This window comes from Pyxidicoccus sp. MSG2 (genome assembly GCF_026626705.1).
In the GTDB taxonomy this organism is placed as follows: domain Bacteria; phylum Myxococcota; class Myxococcia; order Myxococcales; family Myxococcaceae; genus Myxococcus.
The window spans coordinates 10,682,779-10,699,469 of the sequence record NZ_JAPNKC010000001.1 but is presented as its reverse complement, the minus strand read 5'-3'; the positions used below and the strand labels follow the sequence as shown (position 1 = coordinate 10,699,469).

The window sequence follows — 16,691 nt, the reverse complement described above, 5'->3', positions numbered from 1 at the left end:
CTTCAGTCGGGGAGCAGGCGCGCCAGCCGCGCGCCCAGTCCCTGCGCGTGCGGCGGCCGCAGCATGCTCTCGTGGGTGCCGGGAACGACCTCCAGCCGCAGCACCGCGCACCGCTCGGTCCAGGCCTGCTCCATGAACGACGGCATGCGTGGGAGCCGCTCGCCGGCGCGGAAGAACTGCACCTCGCCGTCCCAGCGAGGCGCCGTGTAGCGGAGCATCGCCTCCAGGTTGGACTTCCACACCGCGAACCACCGCCGGCCCTGCTCGACGGTGGCGAAGGCCTGGACGCCCGCGCGCGCCGCCGCGTCCATGATGTGTTGGAGCCGGGCGTCGGGCGTCAGGCCGCGCAGCCGTTCCGCCGGCACGTCCACCCAGATGCCCGCCAGGTACGCCAGCGCCTCGGCATCATCCTCGAAGGGCTCGGGGAAGGCCCCCGGACCCGGCGCGTCGAGCATCGCGCACAGCGGCACCGCGTGGCCCTCGGCGGTCAGCCTGCGCGCCATCTCGAAGATGATGCTGCCGCCGAAGGACGCGCCAACGAGCAGGTAGGGCCCGGCAGGCCGCACCGTCCGGAGCGCCTCCAGGTAGTGCGCCGCCATCTCCTCCACCGAGGTGTGGCACGGCCCGCCCTCCAGCCCCACCGCCTGGAACCCATACGCCGGCCGCGACGGGCCGATGCTCCGCGCCAGCTCGCGGTAGAAGAGCGCCTCTCCTCCGGCCGCGTGCACGAAGAAGAGCGGCGTCCCGCGCGTGCCCTCCTGGAGCCGCACGAGACACGAAGGGCCCGTCCCCGCCACGGACGAGGCCCCTCCGAGCCGAAGGGCCAGCATGGCCACCGTGGGCGCCTCCAGCACCTCCTTCAACGCCAGGTGCACGCCGAACCGGTCCGAGACCCACGCGGTCAGCCGCAGCGCCAGCAGCGAGTCGCCTCCCAGCGCGAAGAAGTCGTCGTGGATGCCGACCTCCTCGAGGCGGAACAACTCCTGGAAGGAGCTGGCCAGCGCCCGCTCCGTCTCGTTGCGCGGTGGCGCCGCCGGGCCCGCGCGCCGCGACGCGTGGCGGGGCGCGGGAGGTGACGGCGGAGGCAGCTCCGCGCGGGCGGTGCTGGCCGGAGTGTCGACGGGCTCGAGCCAGTACCGCTCCCGGTCGAAGCTGTACGTCGGCAGCACCACCCGGCGGCGGCGCTCCTCCGCGCGGAAGCCCTCCCAGTCGATGGGCACCCCCGCCTGCCAGGCCTCGCCCAGCGCGTGCAGGGGGCTCGCCTTCCGCTCGGAGCTGCGCGGTAGTGAGGCAATCACCGGCTGCGACGTCCGCGCCGGATGCTGCCGCGCGAGCGACGAGAGGATGGTGCCCGCCCCCACCTCGATGAGGGCCTTGTCCCCGGAGGAGAACAGACACTCCAGTGCGTCGGAGAAGCGCACCGTCTCCCGCAGGTGGCGCACCCAGTACTCGGGGTCGGTCGCCTCGCGCGCCTCCAGCCAGCGCCCGGTGACGCTCGAAACCATGGGCAGCGTCGGAGGCCGTGGCGTCACGCGCCGCACCACCCGCGCGAAGTCCGCGAGGTAGGGGTCCAGCATCGACGAATGCATGGCCCGCGGATAGCGCACGCGCCGGAACTCCAGGCCGCGCGCCGACAGCGCCTGCTCGAAGGACTCGACGGCGCCGGGTGGCCCGGCGATGACACACGTCGCGGGCCCGTTGATGGCGGAGACGGACAGCTCCGGGCCCAGCAGCGGCTTCACCTCCGCCACCGGCGCCAGCACGGACACCATGGCCCCCGGAGGCATGCCCTCCGCCAGCCGGCCCCGCGCCGTGACGAGCTCCAGGGCCTCCTCCAGCGTGAAGACGCCCGCCACGCAGGCGGCCACGTACTCACCCAGCGAGTGCCCCAGCATCGCCTCCGGCCGCACGCCCCAGGCGCGCCACAGCTCGGCCAGGGCCCAGTCGCACGCGAAGAGCGCCGGCTGTGTCCACAGCGGGCGGGCCAGCTCCCGGCTCGCGGCGTCGAAGCGCTCGGGCGCGGCGAACATCACCTCGCGCAGGTCGCCTCCGAGCGGGCCCCGCAGCAGCTCGGCGCACCGGTCGATGGCCGCGCGGTAGACGGGCTCGCGCAACAGCTCGGCGCCCATGTTGACGTGCTGCGAGCCACCGCCGGGGAAGAGGAAGGCCACCCCGCGCGGCTCGGCCGCGTCGAGCACGGTGCGCACCCGCTCCGGCTCGCTCCCGCCCAGCAGCGCCGCCGCGTCCTCCCCCCGGCCGAGGGTGACGAAGCGCCGCCAGGGAAAGCGCGCGCGCCCCACCTGAAGCGTATGAGCCACGTCCGCCAGCGGCTCGCGGCCCGAGCGCAGGTGCTCGGCCAGCTCCGCGGTCATCCGCTCCAGCGCGGCCTCGGACTTCGCCGACAGCAGGAGCAGCTCCTCGTCGCGCCGGGGCTCATCGTGGGGGACGGACGGGGCCTCCTGCAGCACGGCGTGGGCGTTGGTGCCGCCGATGCCAAAGGCGCTGACGCCCGCGCGGCGCGGCGCCGGCCCGTGCCAGGGCGTGGGCCGCGCCACCACGTACAGCGGGCTGCCCTCCAGCCCCAGCAGCGGGTTGGGCGAGGTGAAGTGCACGGTGGGCGGCAGGAGGCGGTTCTCCAGCGCCAGCACCGTCTTGATGAGCCCGGCCACGCCCGCCGCGGCGTCGAGGTGCCCGACGTTGGACTTCACCGCCCCCAGGCCGATGCTGCCGGGAGCAGCTCCGCGGAACACCTCCTGGAGCGCGGCCACCTCCACGGGGTCTCCCAGCGGCGTGGCGGTGCCATGGGCCTCGATATAGGAGATGTCTCCCGGAGCCACGCCGGCCATGGACAGCGCGTCGTTGAGGACGGCGACCTGTCCGTCCACGGAAGGCGCGGCGAAGCCCGACTTTCCGCCGCCGTCGTTGTTGATGGCGGTGCCGAGGATGACGGCGCGGATGGGGTCCCTGTCCGTGAGCGCGTCCGAGAGCCGCTTGAGGACGACGACGCCCACGCCGTTGCCCGCCACCGTGCCTGCACCCCGCGCGTCGAAGGGGCGGCAGTGGCCATCCGGCGCGAGGATGGAGCCCTCCTGGAAGCGATGGGCCGAAATCTGCGGCACGCGCACGGAGGTGCCACCCGCGAGCGCCAGGTCGCACTCGCCGGCCAGCAGCGCCTGCACCGCCAGGTGGACCGCCACCAGCGACGAGGAGCAGGCCGTCTGCACGGTGAGGGCAGGCCCGGTGAGGTCCAGCTCATAGGACACGCGCGTCGCGACGAAGTCGATGCCCGTGGAGAAGAGGCTGTCGCTCAGTCTGGCCGCGTCCCGCCCCGCCCGTGGCAGCAGGCTCGACAGGAAGTAGGTGCTGAACGTGGACGCCGCATAGACGCCGGCGCGCAGCGGCGAGCCCCGAGGCGGGTGTCCCGCCGACTCCAGGGCGGACCACGCGCACTCGAGGAAGAGTCGGTGCTGCGGATCCATCTGCTCCGCCTCGCCCGGGGAGAAGCCGAAGAAGGCGGCATCGAACAGCTCGGCGCCCTCGAGCACGCCGGCCGCCGCCACCCACTCGGGCTCCGTGGGCATCCCCGCCTTCGCGCGCTGCGCGGCATCGAGGTGGGTGATGGACTCCACGCCCGAGGCCAGGTTGTGCCAGAAGCGGCGCTCCTCCGATGCACCAGGGAAGCGCAGGCCCAGGCCCACGACGGCAATGGCCATGGAGTCGTTCGAGTCGTCCATGCGCGCATGGTGCCACGACTCTCGCCGCGGCCTGTGACACCCGGAGTGCGACAATCCGGTGCTGTACAGCGTTCAGCAAGCATCCATGCCTGGCCGAAACGTCCCGAAAGCATTCAATGAGCTCTTCCGTTTCCAGCTTCTTGAGCTCACTGGACTTCATTGGATAGCTCCAGTGCGGGTTACTCCGGGTCGAGGGCCCAGGTGCCCTCTTCCCACCCCTTGAGTGTGTATTGACACTCGAACGCAACCAGCCCCTTTCCCCGCGCGGCCTCCTCCAGCACAGCCTTGGCCTCCACGGTTCGGTAGCGAAGCAAGTACGCGGCAGCCATTGTTCTCACATCCACATCTGGGTGCTTCAGAAGAACAGCGAGCGCTTCGCGTCCTTCATCGCCGTGGGCACGCAGCTTCTCGAATGCAGCAATATAGCGATCCGCGTGCCTGTTGCCGACCTTGGCGTCCCCGCGGAAAATGGCCGCAGTCTGAGCAGTCACGTTCGTTGCGAACTCCTCCACAAGTTGCTCGAGTGTCATTGCCAGACCCCGTTCTTGATGTTCTCAATAGCCTGAAGTCCGAATTCGCGCTGAGCCTGGTAAGACTGAGCGCTAAGCCACTCGCGCACAGTCAGTGTGGATGAGTTCGTGAACCGTGGTTTCTTGGATGAATAGAATGCGCTCACCTGGTCATGCAGGCTCTTGTCCAAGACAACGACGTTTTCGGTGTTATGGATTGCCTCGGGACCGAACTGGCGGACGTTCCCCTCCGTCTGCTCGACAATGTGGTGCCATTGCTTGCCTTTGCCCGCACTGCCCCTGCCCTTGTAGAGACCACCGTGCGTCTGCCACTCCCGATATCCCGCCGCTGCGCCACCGCCTCCGCGCGTGCCACTGGATGACATGGCCAAAGCGCCCGGCGCGAGGCCGATGGCAAACCCGTCCGCCGCCACGGCCACCATCTCGACCTGACCCGCCGCGGCGTACACCATGCCCGCCTGTGCCTCGGCCCGCACCGCTGCCTGCGCAGCCCCGGGCAGCCCCGGTAGCTTCGCGCCCAGCGTCGCCCCCGCGCTTCCGATGGCGGCCGTCGCCAGCATCACGAACGCCCGCGCCGCGTTGCGGCCCATCACCTTCCCGAAGCGCTCTCCCGCTTCACGCACCTCATCGAACGTCACGGCACGTTCGGCCTCCTCCATCAGGTGCCTGAAGCCCTGGATGAGCCCCCAGAACGTGTCCACTCCCACGTAGGCGATGAGCGCTACCGTCAAAACCGCCGCCACTCCCTTGGTCGCGGGCTCAGGCACCGTCCACAGCAGCGCATAGGTGCCCGCCGTCCAGAGCGCTGCCTGCACCATGGCCTCCGGGTTGGCCATGTCCTTCACGGCCTCCCACAACTCGTCCAGCACCGCCCCTTTCGCCAGTGCCAGGGCGAGCGTGAAGCGCGCGTCCCCGATGACAATAGGGCCTTCGGTCAGTAGTGCCAGGCAGTCCCCCTTGCGCCCGGTCCGCTCACACCAGCGCAGGTAGGCACGCGTCAGCTCGACCTCAGCCTGGGGTAGCTCCGCGTCCATGTGCTCGCCGGGCCCCAGCGGGGTGAGCCTCCGACTCCTCGCATCGAAGAGATACGAACCGCTTCGAGAATCCACTTCGAACAGGCGCCGAGCGGCCTCCTGGGGACGCTGGGAGGGGCGAACGGTCCGAGCCCACCGTGCCACGGACTCCTTCACCTCGTCGTCATCGAGCACTACCGGCTCGGTGCCCCCTCCCGAGCGGGGGACATGGAAGACGGGCTCGCCACGGCCCGTGTCCAGCCGGACGACCCGCGTGGCTCCGCCGCACCCCACCAGCGCCCACAGCAGGGCAAGCATCAGCCACGGCAGCCGCATACGAAGCTCCAGTCCCAACCGCCCGGCGCACTCTACGCGAGCCAGTAGAACCGGAGAGCACGGTACGAGCTCGGAACGGGTACTCATGCCAGAGCCGGCAACGGGCGCCACGGGTCGTCGTGGAGATGGTCGATGAAGCCTCCCAGGTGGTTGTTCCCCACCATGCGCAGGCCACGGCAGCACGGCGCGCGTGACGCGCGGCCGGGGGCCCGAATCGGACAGCACTTCGAGCGTGCTGCCCGTGAGCTTCGTGACGAAGGACTACTCCACCCAGTGCACCTGCCCCAGACCGGCGGCGACCATGTCGCACACGTAGAAGATGTCGTCGTAGGGGTAGTTGTCGTAGACGCCACGGGCCGGGATGCAGCGCGCAGTGCTGGGCGACGGAGCGTTCAGGTCCGCGGCGAGAGCTTGGCAGGACGCATGGTCCGTCGGCCCGCCACACTCCTCGGTGCAGCTATCAGCGCGGATCCAGTACGGGTTGTAGAGGGGATACGAGTCCGACTCGGTCCAGCACAGCCCGGACGCACACTCCGAATCGGCGCTGCAGCCGGTGCCCGTCGCGTTGAGGCCCTGCTTCTGCTCCGTGGTCTCCGGCGCCTGCTCGGGAGTCGTGCCGCCACAGGCCACCGGGCCCAGGAGCGTGAGCGAGAACAGGGAGACGGACAGCGCGAGGAAGTTCCGCATGGATGAGGTCCTTTCCAGGTGAAGGGGAAAGCCTGAAACAAGCATCCCGCGTGAGCAGAGCCAAGCAGACTTCTCGTAAAACCGTGATAGAGACGACGGTCGAATTTCTCTCTCCCCGGAGTCTTCTCATGACGGTGTTCTCTCGAAACGGGCTCGCCCTTCTCCTCTTCTTCGTGTCCTCGTCCGCGATGGCGTCGGACCAGTGGGTACAGGGGCGCGTGGTGCTCCACGCCTGTGTCTACGCCAGCTCCTACGAGGCGGAGCTGAATCTGGCGTACCAGAACTACACCCTGCCCTGGGGCACCTCCGTGTATCTCATCCATGGATGGGGCGGGCTCGACAACTTCGTCCCGTTCGACTGGGACAACACGCAGACGCTCGCCGTCTCCGCGTCGGCGCCCTACACGTGGAGCATCACGGTGAGGAGCACCATCTCGAACCGCACTTCGCCGAAGTGGTACGAGCACTTCGACTACGTCTGGAAGGTGGTCCTCCCCAACGGCTCCACCTTCTACGAGAAGGGCAACGGCTCCACCTGGGGCTACTACGCCGCGAACCTCTCGGACGTCACGCAGCGGCCGTGCACGTCGGATGGTAACTTCGTCGGCCCCATGTACCCGCTCACCGTGACGTCCGTGGAGAAGTGGTAGGCGCTGCGGCGCCAGCCACGGCTCCGTCACCTCCGCTCTTGCTGCGTTCTCCATGGAGCGGAGTGCCCACAGCCGCGCGTGGTTGATGGGAAACGGGTCTACTCCAGGGCCACCACGAGCATCACTCAGGCTTGTACGTCCCGTTCCTCCACTCCTCGAGCGTCATCGCCGCACTGAGCCCGATCATGCTCAGAGGGAGCGTTGCAAGATCGGCAAGTACGCGCGCTCCCTCTTCGGGGGCGAATTTCAGGGCGGCGGAGGCGGCCCAGAACCGCGTTCCTGGTTCTGGGTCGTCGAGCAACTGCGCGATGCGCTTGCTGGCGTCGCCACCGCGTGTTCTCAGTTCGGCCTCAATTGCGGCAACTCGGTCATACTCTTTGTTTGCAGCCCGAGTCTTGCGCGCATCGAGCAAGCGCCCGTGATTCGCGGAGGCTTCCCTATACCTGCCTACCAGCGCCTCCGTTGTGAGCGCCTTCCAATCCTCTGCTGTCATGGGGTGGCACCAAACTGTTTGAGAATCCGGAGCCCGAATTCCCGCTGCTGTTCGTATGACTGCTCGCGAAGCCACTCACGAACGACCCGCCCCCCGGCAATGCGCTGCTTGGAGGAGTAGTAGGCACTGATCCGTTCGTGAATTCCCTTGTCGATTGCGATGACATTGTCTGTGCTGTGAATGGCTTCGGGGCCAAACCGCTGCACGTTCCCTGGCGTCTGCTCGATGATGTGGTGCCACTGCTTCCCGTGGCCCGCCGAGCCCATCGCATTCTTGAAGCCGCTGAAGGACTTCCATGCTCTGAAGCCGGTCGGCCCGGCGTTGGCCGCAGGACCTCCCGTGGCCGCGCCTCGGGAGGACATGGCTACGGCGCCTGGTGCAAGCGCAACCGTGAAGCCCTCCGCAGCCACGGCCACCGTCTCGACCTGGCCCACCGCGGCGTACGCCACACCCGCCTGTGCCTCGGCCCGCACCACTGCCTGCGCGGCGCCCGGCAACCCCGGTAGCTTCGCGCCCAGCGTCGCCCCTGTGCTTCCAATGGCCGCCGTCGCCAGCATCACGAACGCCCGCGCCGCGTTGCGGCCCATCACCTTCCCGAAGCGCTCTCCCGCCTCGCGCACCTCATCGAACGTCACGGCACGTTCGGCCTCCTCCATCAGGTGCCTGAAGCCCTGGATGAGCCCCCAGAACGTGTCCACTCCCACGTAGGCGATGAGCGCTACCGTCAAAACCGCCGCCACTCCCTTGGTCGCGGGCTCCGGCACCGTCCACAGCAGTGCATAGGTGCCCGCTGTCCAGAGCGCCGCCTGCACCATGGCGTTCGGGTTGGCCATGTCCTTCACGGCCTCCCACAACTCGTCCAGCACCGCCCCCTTCGCCAGCGCCAGAGCGAGCGTGAAGCGCGCGTCCCCGACGACAATGGGGCTCTCGGTCAGCAGCGCCAGGCAGTCCCCCTTACGCCCGGTCCGCTCACACCAGCGCAGGTAGGCACGCGTCAGTTCGACCTCTGCCTGGGGTAGCTCCGCGTCCAGGTGCTCTCCGGGCCCCAGCGGGGTGAGCCTCCGACTCCTCGCATCGAAGAGATACGAACCGCTTCGAGGATCCACTTCGAACAGGCGCCGGGCGGCCTCCTGGGGACGCTGGGAGGGGCGAACGGTCCGGGCCCACCGCGCCACGGACTCCTTCACCGCGTCGTCATCGAGCACTACCGGCTCGGTGCCCCCTTCCGAGCGGGGGATATGGACGACGGGCACGCCACGGCCCGTGTCCAGCCGGACGACCCGCGTGGCTCCGCCGCACCCCACCAGCGCCCACAGCAGGGCAAGCATCAGCCACGGCAGCCACATACGAAGCTCCAGTCCCAACCGCCCGGCGCACTCTACGCGAGCCAGCAGAACCGGAGCGCGCGCCTAATACACCGCCGCCCCCTGCACGTTCGCCACGGGCTGGTTGAACGTCACCTCGGGCCCCGTCCCGGCGAACACCAGGGCGAAGGCCTGGAGGTTCTGCTGATTGAACGGGTCCGCGGGGAAGGAGCCCACGGAGACCTCGACGTCGTACGCACCGGGCGGCGGATTGGCGATGACGACCTGCTTGAAGGTCTGGATGTTCTCGTGGTTGTCCGCGGCCACGGGCGGGTTGCCCGCGGGGCGGCTGAGGTGTCTCCGCCCCGCCGCCGTGTCCCACAGATTGCCGCGGTACTCCGGCCTCGGATTCGGCCCCACGGCGGGGGCTCGCACGGTGAGGTGCAGCGGGTTGACCACCCGGGCTCCCGGCGGGTCGGTCCAGTTCAGCGTCACCCTCAGCAGCGCCGTGCCCGCGGGCAGGTTGAACCGGTACGTCACAGTCCGCCTCGGGCCGAGGGTGCAGTCGTCGCGCACCTGCAACGTGACGGGAGGCGTTGGCGCCAGCGTCTGCCGCAGGTTCACCCGTCCCCAGCCATACCCATTCGCGGCGTCCGGCAGTGAAACGGCGTTCATGTTGGTGGCGCCATTCACCAGCGTGGCCCGCAGCAGCGCCGCGCTGGGCAGCTCATACGCCAGCGTGTTGGCATGGCGGTTGACGGCCGTGCACCGGTGCTTCAGTTGCCCGCCCTCCTCTTCCACCCAGTTCAGGAGGAAGACGCGGCCGTTCCAGACGAGCTTGAAGTTCCTCACCCGCGAGGTGGCGCCCGTGAGCTGCAAGAGCGGCGCGGGCGCGGGCGCCGTCAGCGAGCCCGGCCCCACCGGAGGCGGCTGGGGCAGCATCGCCCGGCGGCCATTCTCATCGAGCACGGTGAAGAAGAGCACCCGCGAGCCATCCGGGAGCACTCCAATCCACGCGAGCCCATACGAGGGACTCCAGTCCGGCAGGCTGGTGACTCCGGCCACCACGGCCGGAGGATTGGACCAGGGCCAGTGCGTATAGGTGGAGACGAGCTGGGGCTCCACCGCCTCCCGGTCCGCGGGCCAGTCAGGGCCCGCGGCGATGACAGGAACATCCGCGACCACCAGGGGCGGCGGAGGGAGCGCGGGCGCGGGCGGCGCGGGCGGGTTACCCATCGGCTGGCCCAGCCGGTCCAGCCGGCTGAAGCGAAGCTCCCAGCGCGCGGCGTTGTTGGCGCGGTACTGCCAGACCGCGCCGTACTCCCGGTTCGGCGAGTTCACGAGTGTCGGCCGCCGTGCCAGCACCGCGTTGATGCCCTCTCCGGCCACGGCGCTCACGTCCAGCTCGCCACCGCTCGGCGCGCCGGTGTTCAGGAAGCGCCGGCAGTGCACGCGCGTCACCGCGCCATTCACGCGGTGGTAGAGCGCGATGGAGCGATTCTCGCTGGGAACGAACTGGAACCAGTTGTGAGGCGCCACACCCGTGGCCGCCGTCAGGTTCACCGGGGCGCCCACCCGCACGCCCGCGTTGTCGAGGCGCTGGTAGCGCAACTGGAGCACACCCGCCTGCGTCGTCCCGTAGGCCACCTGGACCTGCGAGCTCCCCGCATCCCAGCCCACCTGCGGAATCACATGGTCATGGAAGGTGGCGGTGTCCTGGAGGGACACGGCCCCGCCCGCGCCAAAGCCGGCAACGGGCGCTCCCTGGTCGTCGTGGCGATGGACGATGAGTCCTCCCAGCAGGTCGTTCCCCGCCGTCACGAGGCCACTGCCCGTCCAGAGGAGCTGACACGACGTCATCAGCAGCGTCACCGGCGCCGAGCGCACGCCATTGACGCCATACGACGCATCCACCAACCCGTCGGGATTGAGCCGCACCCACTGGAGCTCGGTCAGCCCGGCCCCGGCGGGCGCAAGGCGCAGCAGGTACCAGGCGCCACCAGTCCACTCCGCGGAGAGCGCGATGAGGTTGGGATTGCCATGGCTCAGCAGGTCGACCTTCACGTAGCGACCGCTCCGGAGCAGCGGCGTGGAAGGGTCTTCCTGCGCCTCGAACGCGGCCGCCGGAGTCAGGTTGAGGGCATACGCCCCCAGCCGGTCGGAGTTGATTTCATCCGGGCTCTGGAAGACCAATGACAATCCCCGCGCATCGGCGATGGCCGCGAAGCCCGCCGTATCCTCCGGCGTATCGGAGATGCGGATGAGCTTCCGGGACAGCGGGTCATTCGCATCGGCCGGGAGGCGCCCGTCGACCTGGCCCGTCTCGTCCAGCAGGGCGACGTAGAGGTCGTAGTGGAGGTTCTGCGAGTCGTCCTCCCAGAGCAGGACGTGGCCCACCTCCGGATGGACGAGCAGTCGCGGCCGGCGGATGTGGTTGGCCGCCGGTACTGACATGACGAGGCGGGGCGCCCGGATGGCCGCGCCATTCGCGTCGACGAAGAGCAGGTAGATTTCCCCGCCCGGAACCGTGCGTGCATCAACCCAGACCACGATGTGGATGTTGAGGCGCTCGTTCCAGATGAGGCAGGGCTCGCGAATCTCCTGGGCCTGGTCCACCATCGTGGTGGGCCCCGCCCCCACGAGCGCTCCGTCGTCGCCCAACTGGCGCGTCTGGAGCTGGTAGTTCCCGGGGTGCGCCACGCCGCACACCGTGTAGCGGGTGCCCGCATGGGCCACCGAGCGGTGCGGCCCCGTGTTGGTGTTGAAGAGGAAGCTGAGGGGCGCGCCGTCCACGGCGGCTCCCGTGTCGGCGCGGAAGCGCTGGAAGAAGTAGCCGTTGCCACCCGTCGCCGGATAGGCGCAGCACACGTGCTCGCCCACTACCAACAAGTCGGGCAGGACGTTGTCGTCGGGGCGGGCGTTGGGGGCCAGGGTCACCACGCCATTCGTCCCGAAGCCCGCCTCGAGCGCCAGCGTGCGGTTGTAGCAGGACAGGCGCATGGTGTTGTCGCCATGGCGGTGGAGCAGGTACGTCCGCTCTCCACGGGTGGCGACCTTGGGTGCGGCATGGTCCCCCACGTTGTCCTGGAGGTGGACTGGCGCCGCATCGAGCGGAGCGAGCGCACGGCTCAGCCGCATCGCGAGGACGTTCTTCTGCCCGGCTGGCAGCGCCGCCGTCACCCAGGCGAAGACGAGCCCGTCCACATGGGGCGCGCTGGAGGGATGGGCCGTGAACGTGGGCAGGGGCGCGGCCGCGGGAATGGCGACGCCCTCCAGCAGCACGGGCCGGCGCAACTGGGCGAAGCGGGTGCGGTAGTACTGCCGCACCAGGATGGCGGAGCCCGTCGTCATCGGGGTGGCCATGCTGGTCCCCGAGAGAATCTGGTACAGGTTCCGGTTGAACCCCGCGGGCAGCATGCTGTCGGAGTTCGCGTTCCAGAAGGCCGCGCCAATCGGCGGAGGCACCACGGGCAGCGCCGGAGGCGGGGCCACCCACTGCGAGCGCAGCGAGAGCACATTGGTGCCAGTGGCCACGATGTCGGGCTTCACGCGCTGGGTGTTCGCCAGGGTGGTGGTGCGAATCGTGCCGCGCGAGCTGAACAGGGCCACCTCGTTGTGGTTGTCCGAGAACGAAAAGGCCCCCGCCGCCCCGCCCGCGCTCACGTTGAACGCCGCGTTGTTGTACCGGGGCCCGAAGAACGTCCGGTAGCTGTCGCGCCAGCCGCCGTTGTTCCGCAGGTTCTCCGAGGCACCCACCGTGAGGACGTTCTTCGCCGTGGCCTCCAGCTTGAGGTTGTTTGCGTCCAGCGTCCCGTTGCCACCCGCCACGACGTCCGTCTCGTCGTTCCCCGCCGCGAACACGAGCAGGACGTCAGGGTGGTCGAAGCACCAGCGGTCGAGCGCGAACCCGTGGGTCGGGATGTAGCGGTTGTTGTTCACGCCAACGTTGAAGGAGCTCCCCCACGAGTTGTTGATGACCCGAGCACCATTCTGGAAGGCGAACTCGAAGGGCGGCTCGAAGTTCGCGGGCAGCGGCCCCATGGCAACCAGCGAGGCCGACGGCGCCATGCCCCTCACCTGCCCCGCGGAGTTCGTCCCGTCGCCACAGATGGTCCCCGCGACGTGCGTCCCGTGGGGCGAGCCGTCGGGGGCCACGCCCGCGACGTTCTGCGGGTTGCCGCTGTTGCGCACGAGCCGGACGTTCGTCGCCAGGTCGGTGTGGAAGGGCGTCATCACCGCGCCCACGAAGGGCGGCACCGCCCCGGCCAGGTTGCCCACGTCGCAGCCCGAGTCCACCATGCCGGCGACCTCGCCGACGCCGTTGAGGTTCACCAGGAAGTTCACCGTGCCGACCTGGCGCACCTGGTTGGTGCCCAGAATCACACCCCCGTTGTTGTTCACCAGCTCGGTGGTCGTCGGCGGCTCGGCCGCGAAGAGCCCGGGGACCCGGAGGATGTCATTGGCGCGCTCCGGCGGTGCCCGCACGCGGAAGCCGTGGGCGGTGTCGGCCACGATGGTCGCCCCGGCCGCCTCCACGGCCGCCCGGGATGACTCGGGGTTGACCCCGTCGAAGAAGCGCAGCAGCAGGTTTCCGTCCGGCGCATCCGGAGGCAGCGTCACCTGCATGTTCCGCAGCGAGGACGCCGTGAAGGGCTCCTCCGTGCCCGTGAGATCGGGGCTGACCCCATAGGCGGGATGGAAGGGCCCCACGTAGGCCACGAAGGCCAGCGCCCTCACGGCGTCGGCCTCCTGCCGCGTGAAGCGGAACACGGCCGCCTGGCTCGGCAGGGCCTGGAGGAACTCTCCCCCCAGGGTGGCAATCTCCTGGAGCCAGGGCTTGTCGATGGGGGCCTGGAACGTCACCAGGTAGTCCCCGGTCGCCGTTCCCGACGGTTCCTCGGCCCGCAGCGCCGCGGGCGGCTCGGGCGGCTCGGACTCCGGATTGAAGGCGAGCGCGGGCAGCTCCACGACGGAGGCCTCCGGCCGCGGAATCACCTGCATGCCCTGGGCAATCAGGGTGTCGACCTGGCCCTCCTCCAGCGACACCCAGAGGTGCACGCCCGACTCCTGCAACACCTCCACGCGCTCGCGCAGGAAGGCGAGCTGCTCGGGCGCGCGGAAGGGGTCCAGCGTGACGGAGGCTTGGAGGCGAGCCATCGGAGAACTCCCTTCAGGACTCGACGTCGATGTCGATGTCCACCTTGCGTGCTCCGGGGGTCTTCCCCGGCGAGACGATGTGCAGGATGGGCCGGCCCTCGTCCTCGGCCAGCGCGCGGCTGACCTTCAGCTCGACCTCGGCGTCGAGGAGGAACTCGCGTGACGAGCCGGGGGTCGCCGCCCCCTTGAGCAGCTTGAGGCCCTTGACGGTGCCCACCGCCGTGTAGTCGCCGCCGGCGTGGGAGAAGGCGCCCGCCGCCATCACCGCCTCGCGGTTGAGCGCGAAGGCCGCCAGGGTCAGCGCCTCCGCGCGCTCCAGCTCCGCGTCGTCCGTGCCGCTCAGGATGACGGGGAGCTGGTGGTGGCTCTTGAGCTGGGTGAAGACGGCGGTGACGCCGTAGAGGACTTCCACCTGATTGAAGCCGGTCAGCACGCGCGTGGGCTTCGGCTGGAGCGTGAAGGACCGCGGGTTGTCGCTGTCCCAGTGCACCTCCGCGGGGCCGAGCGTCTGGCGCCCACCGTCCGCGGCCCGCAGGTACACGCGCTTCGGGCCGGGATAGGGCGGTCGGGAGAGCGTGTACGGACCGGCCGGCTGGGCCGGGTCGAAGGCGAGGAGGTCCGTGGCGTCGTCCTGGCCAGGCTCACCCGCCGTGGGGTCGGCGGACGCGGCATCCAGCGTCCAGGCGGGGTTCTGGAACTTCACCTGGATGGGCGCGGGAGTCCCGTTGAAGAGGTCCGGGAAGGACGTCTCCAGCAGCTCGACGAAGGCGTTTTGCAGGGAGAGAAGCATGGCGCCGGCTCAGGCAGGCACCCGCAGCGTGTGAGCGTCGGGCGCCTTCCCGTCCACGGGCTCCACGTGCCCCTTCCCGTTGACCGGCTCCGCGATTGCCCGCCCCAGCTCCTCCTCCAGCACCTGGATGGCGCCGCTGATGCGCAGCATGGTCGAGCGCACGCTGAAGACCTTCGCCTCCAGCTCCTCGAGCGTCGTCTTCCCCTTCTCGTACTCCGCCCGCAGCTCGTCCAGGCGGAGGCCCAGTCGCTCCTTCATCATCGCTTCTCCTTTTCGCCCTTCCGGGCTGCGCTGCTCGCGGCCGCCGCCACCTGGGTCGGGAAGTCGGGCTTCACCGCCTGGACCTCCTTGATGGACTTCGCCTTCTTCACCACGGCCTCCAGGCGCTTGTACTCGTCGCGGAAGGCCTTGACGGTGTCGCGAATGGCCTGGGTCCGCTTCTCGTCGTAGACGCCCAGCGCGGCGTTCTGGAGCTCGTGCTCGGGGATGAGCTTCTTGCGCAGCTCGAAGGAGAGGCGGGACAGCTCCGCGACGGTGGACTCCTTCACCTGGGCCAGGGTGGGAGCAGGCGCGGCGGGTGCCGCCTCCGGCTCGGGGGCGGGTGGCTCCAGGGGCTTGATGACGCCGTTCACGATGTCGAAGTGGGCGGGGACGGAGGGCATGTCCGTTTGCCCGAACTCCATCGTCTTCGCGTCGAAGTCAGGCAGGAGCTCTTCCGGCTTGCGGCGCTCTCCCGGCGGCGATTGCCACATGTTGAGGATGGCCTTCGATTTCTTGTCTCGAATGACGAACATGGTCCATTCCTCCCGTTAGAGCTCGATGACAGAGATGCTGCGGGTGTCGCTGTACCAGCAGCCCCTCAGGGTCACCGGATTGCCGGCCGTGGCCTCGGGACTGTGGGTGGCCCACTGCACCTGGACGGTGTGGTTGCCGGCGGCCATGTAGAACATGCGCTCCAGGGAGACCTCCCGGAGTTCCCAGCCATTCGCGTGGTACTCGTGCAGCACATACGCAATCTGGCCTCCGTCATACAGCAGCCTGAACTCGCCCCGTGCATGGGGGATGGTGGTGCCCGTGGCCTGGACGCCCCCCATCTGGAACCGCACCAGGAAATACGCCCCCGGCGAGGTCACGCTGAAGTTCATGTTGGGGGTGTTCTGCCACGCTCCAAAGTTCCCATTGGTGCTGGCAATGGAGACGGTGTTGTTGAGGGCCACCTCCAGCCGGAGCTTGGCGTCCATGACGCGGCCGCTGACCCTGAGGTTGCCGTTGACGGCGAGGGCGGCCCCGCCCGCGCCCTCGGGGCCCTGGCGGATGCCCACGTTCCCGGTGACCGTGTCCATGTTGAGTGACCAGCCGGCGCCCTTGTTGCCCCACAGGCCCACGCTGGTCCCGTTCATCCCGATGAAGGCCTTGTCCTCGGTGGTCTCATAGAGCCACAGCCCCGCGCTGCCATTGGCCCCCGTCCTGAGGCGGATGCGGTCGCCCACGTCGATGCGGTAGCCCGGGTCGGTGACGCCGAAGCCGGCCTTGCCATTCACCACCCGCAAGGCCTCCACGGCGCCAGTGCGGTTGGCGGCCCCGGTGCCATTGGTCATGAAGGACAGCCCGCCGGTGTAGCCGCCAAGGTCGAGCGACTCGATGTAGCCCGGCCGCCACTCGTTGCCGCCGCCCTGCGGGTCGCTCCACATTTCCAGGCGCGTCTTTCCGAAGCTCGCCGTGCTCTGCACGCGCAGCACCGTGGGGTTGGCGCCGTCCACCACGTGCAGCCGGGCGGCGGGCGATGCGGTCCCCACCCCCAGCGCAGCCTGGTTCAGGGCGGCCTGGATGGTCAGGGGACCGGTCATCGCGTCGCCGACCTTGTTGACCTTGGCGGTGTCGAGCCGTTGCGACTCGTACACCAGGTCGTTCCAGTCCTTGGAGCGGATGGGATTGCCGGTCGCCTTGGGAAACGGTTGGTCCGGGACAAAGGGCATGTTCGTGTGCCTCCTGCTCGC

General features: G+C 69.4%; 12 protein-coding genes. 1 reads left to right on the top strand and 11 read right to left on the bottom strand.

The genetic code is table 11. From position 1 onward, the window contains the following. Positions 1-2 precede the first annotated feature (2 nt). The 4 genes from OV427_RS41695 to OV427_RS41680 all read right to left on the bottom strand — a co-directional run bounded on the left by OV427_RS41695 (position 3) and on the right by OV427_RS41680 (position 6,300). On the bottom strand, positions 3-3,734 hold the full coding sequence (locus OV427_RS41695; RefSeq protein WP_267861791.1) for a type I polyketide synthase: 3,732 nt from the start codon (positions 3,732-3,734) through the stop codon (positions 3-5). Positions 3,735-3,913: 179 nt separating this feature from the next. Then, on the bottom strand, positions 3,914-4,264 hold the full coding sequence (locus OV427_RS41690; protein ID WP_267861790.1) for a DUF2019 domain-containing protein: 351 nt from the start codon (positions 4,262-4,264) through the stop codon (positions 3,914-3,916). Then, a complete protein-coding gene (locus OV427_RS41685; protein ID WP_267861789.1) occupies positions 4,261-5,613 on the bottom strand; it encodes a hypothetical protein in 1,353 nt (450 codons plus the stop codon). The genes OV427_RS41690 and OV427_RS41685 overlap by 4 nt, the downstream gene beginning before the upstream one ends. Positions 5,614-5,874: 261 nt before the next feature. After that, positions 5,875-6,300: a hypothetical protein gene (locus tag OV427_RS41680; protein ID WP_267861788.1), complete on the bottom strand. Its 426-nt coding sequence runs from the start codon at positions 6,298-6,300 to the stop codon at positions 5,875-5,877. A gap of 128 nt (positions 6,301-6,428) precedes the next feature. Here OV427_RS41680 and OV427_RS41675 point away from each other — a divergent pair, with 128 nt between their 5' ends. Continuing rightward, positions 6,429-6,950 carry a hypothetical protein gene (locus tag OV427_RS41675; RefSeq protein WP_267861787.1) on the top strand — a complete coding sequence of 174 codons (522 nt, stop codon included), beginning with the start codon at positions 6,429-6,431 and terminating at the stop codon, positions 6,948-6,950. Positions 6,951-7,071: 121 nt separating this feature from the next. Here the strand turns inward: OV427_RS41675 and OV427_RS41670 are convergent, their stop codons facing one another. From OV427_RS41670 to OV427_RS41640, 7 genes are all read right to left on the bottom strand, one after another. After that, positions 7,072-7,443, bottom strand: coding sequence for a DUF2019 domain-containing protein (locus tag OV427_RS41670; protein WP_267861786.1), 372 nt, complete (start codon positions 7,441-7,443; stop codon positions 7,072-7,074). Continuing rightward, a complete protein-coding gene (locus tag OV427_RS41665; RefSeq protein ID WP_267861785.1) occupies positions 7,440-8,789 on the bottom strand; it encodes a hypothetical protein in 1,350 nt (449 codons plus the stop codon). Before OV427_RS41665 ends, OV427_RS41670 begins: the two co-directional genes overlap by 4 nt. Positions 8,790-8,852: 63 nt before the next feature. Continuing rightward, positions 8,853-13,904: a S8 family serine peptidase gene (locus tag OV427_RS41660; RefSeq protein WP_267861784.1), complete on the bottom strand. Its 5,052-nt coding sequence runs from the start codon at positions 13,902-13,904 to the stop codon at positions 8,853-8,855. A 13-nt stretch (positions 13,905-13,917) separates the two neighbouring features. Then, entirely contained in the window at positions 13,918-14,694 is a 777-nt protein-coding gene (locus OV427_RS41655; RefSeq protein ID WP_267861783.1) for a hypothetical protein, read from the bottom strand. Between the two features lie 9 nt (positions 14,695-14,703). Then, a complete protein-coding gene (locus tag OV427_RS41650) occupies positions 14,704-14,955 on the bottom strand; it encodes a hypothetical protein (RefSeq protein WP_267861782.1) in 252 nt (83 codons plus the stop codon). Beyond that, positions 14,952-15,488, bottom strand: a complete 537-nt coding sequence (locus OV427_RS41645) for a hypothetical protein (RefSeq protein WP_267861781.1) — start codon at positions 15,486-15,488, stop codon at positions 14,952-14,954. The genes OV427_RS41650 and OV427_RS41645 overlap by 4 nt, the downstream gene beginning before the upstream one ends. Before the next feature lie 15 nt (positions 15,489-15,503). Then, positions 15,504-16,670 carry a hypothetical protein gene (locus OV427_RS41640; RefSeq protein ID WP_267861780.1) on the bottom strand — a complete coding sequence of 389 codons (1,167 nt, stop codon included), beginning with the start codon at positions 16,668-16,670 and terminating at the stop codon, positions 15,504-15,506. Positions 16,671-16,691 lie beyond the last annotated feature (21 nt).

What these genes read in the sequence shown, in the direction of transcription:
- OV427_RS41645 (WP_267861781.1), bottom strand. Translation starts at nt 15,488, where the DNA reads ATGTTCGTCATTCGAGACAAGAAATCGAAGGCCATCCTCAACATGTGG.
- OV427_RS41680 (WP_267861788.1), bottom strand. Translation starts at nt 6,300, where the DNA reads ATGCGGAACTTCCTCGCGCTGTCCGTCTCCCTGTTCTCGCTCACGCTC.
- OV427_RS41650 (WP_267861782.1), bottom strand. Translation starts at nt 14,955, where the DNA reads ATGATGAAGGAGCGACTGGGCCTCCGCCTGGACGAGCTGCGGGCGGAG.
- OV427_RS41655 (WP_267861783.1), bottom strand. Translation starts at nt 14,694, where the DNA reads ATGCTTCTCTCCCTGCAAAACGCCTTCGTCGAGCTGCTGGAGACGTCC.
- OV427_RS41640 (WP_267861780.1), bottom strand. Translation starts at nt 16,670, where the DNA reads ATGCCCTTTGTCCCGGACCAACCGTTTCCCAAGGCGACCGGCAATCCC.
- OV427_RS41665 (WP_267861785.1), bottom strand. Translation starts at nt 8,789, where the DNA reads ATGTGGCTGCCGTGGCTGATGCTTGCCCTGCTGTGGGCGCTGGTGGGG.
- OV427_RS41685 (WP_267861789.1), bottom strand. Translation starts at nt 5,613, where the DNA reads ATGCGGCTGCCGTGGCTGATGCTTGCCCTGCTGTGGGCGCTGGTGGGG.
- OV427_RS41695 (WP_267861791.1), bottom strand. Translation starts at nt 3,734, where the DNA reads ATGGACGACTCGAACGACTCCATGGCCATTGCCGTCGTGGGCCTGGGC.
- OV427_RS41675 (WP_267861787.1), top strand. Translation starts at nt 6,429, where the DNA reads ATGACGGTGTTCTCTCGAAACGGGCTCGCCCTTCTCCTCTTCTTCGTG.
- OV427_RS41670 (WP_267861786.1), bottom strand. Translation starts at nt 7,443, where the DNA reads ATGACAGCAGAGGATTGGAAGGCGCTCACAACGGAGGCGCTGGTAGGC.
- OV427_RS41660 (WP_267861784.1), bottom strand. Translation starts at nt 13,904, where the DNA reads ATGGCTCGCCTCCAAGCCTCCGTCACGCTGGACCCCTTCCGCGCGCCC.
- OV427_RS41690 (WP_267861790.1), bottom strand. Translation starts at nt 4,264, where the DNA reads ATGACACTCGAGCAACTTGTGGAGGAGTTCGCAACGAACGTGACTGCT.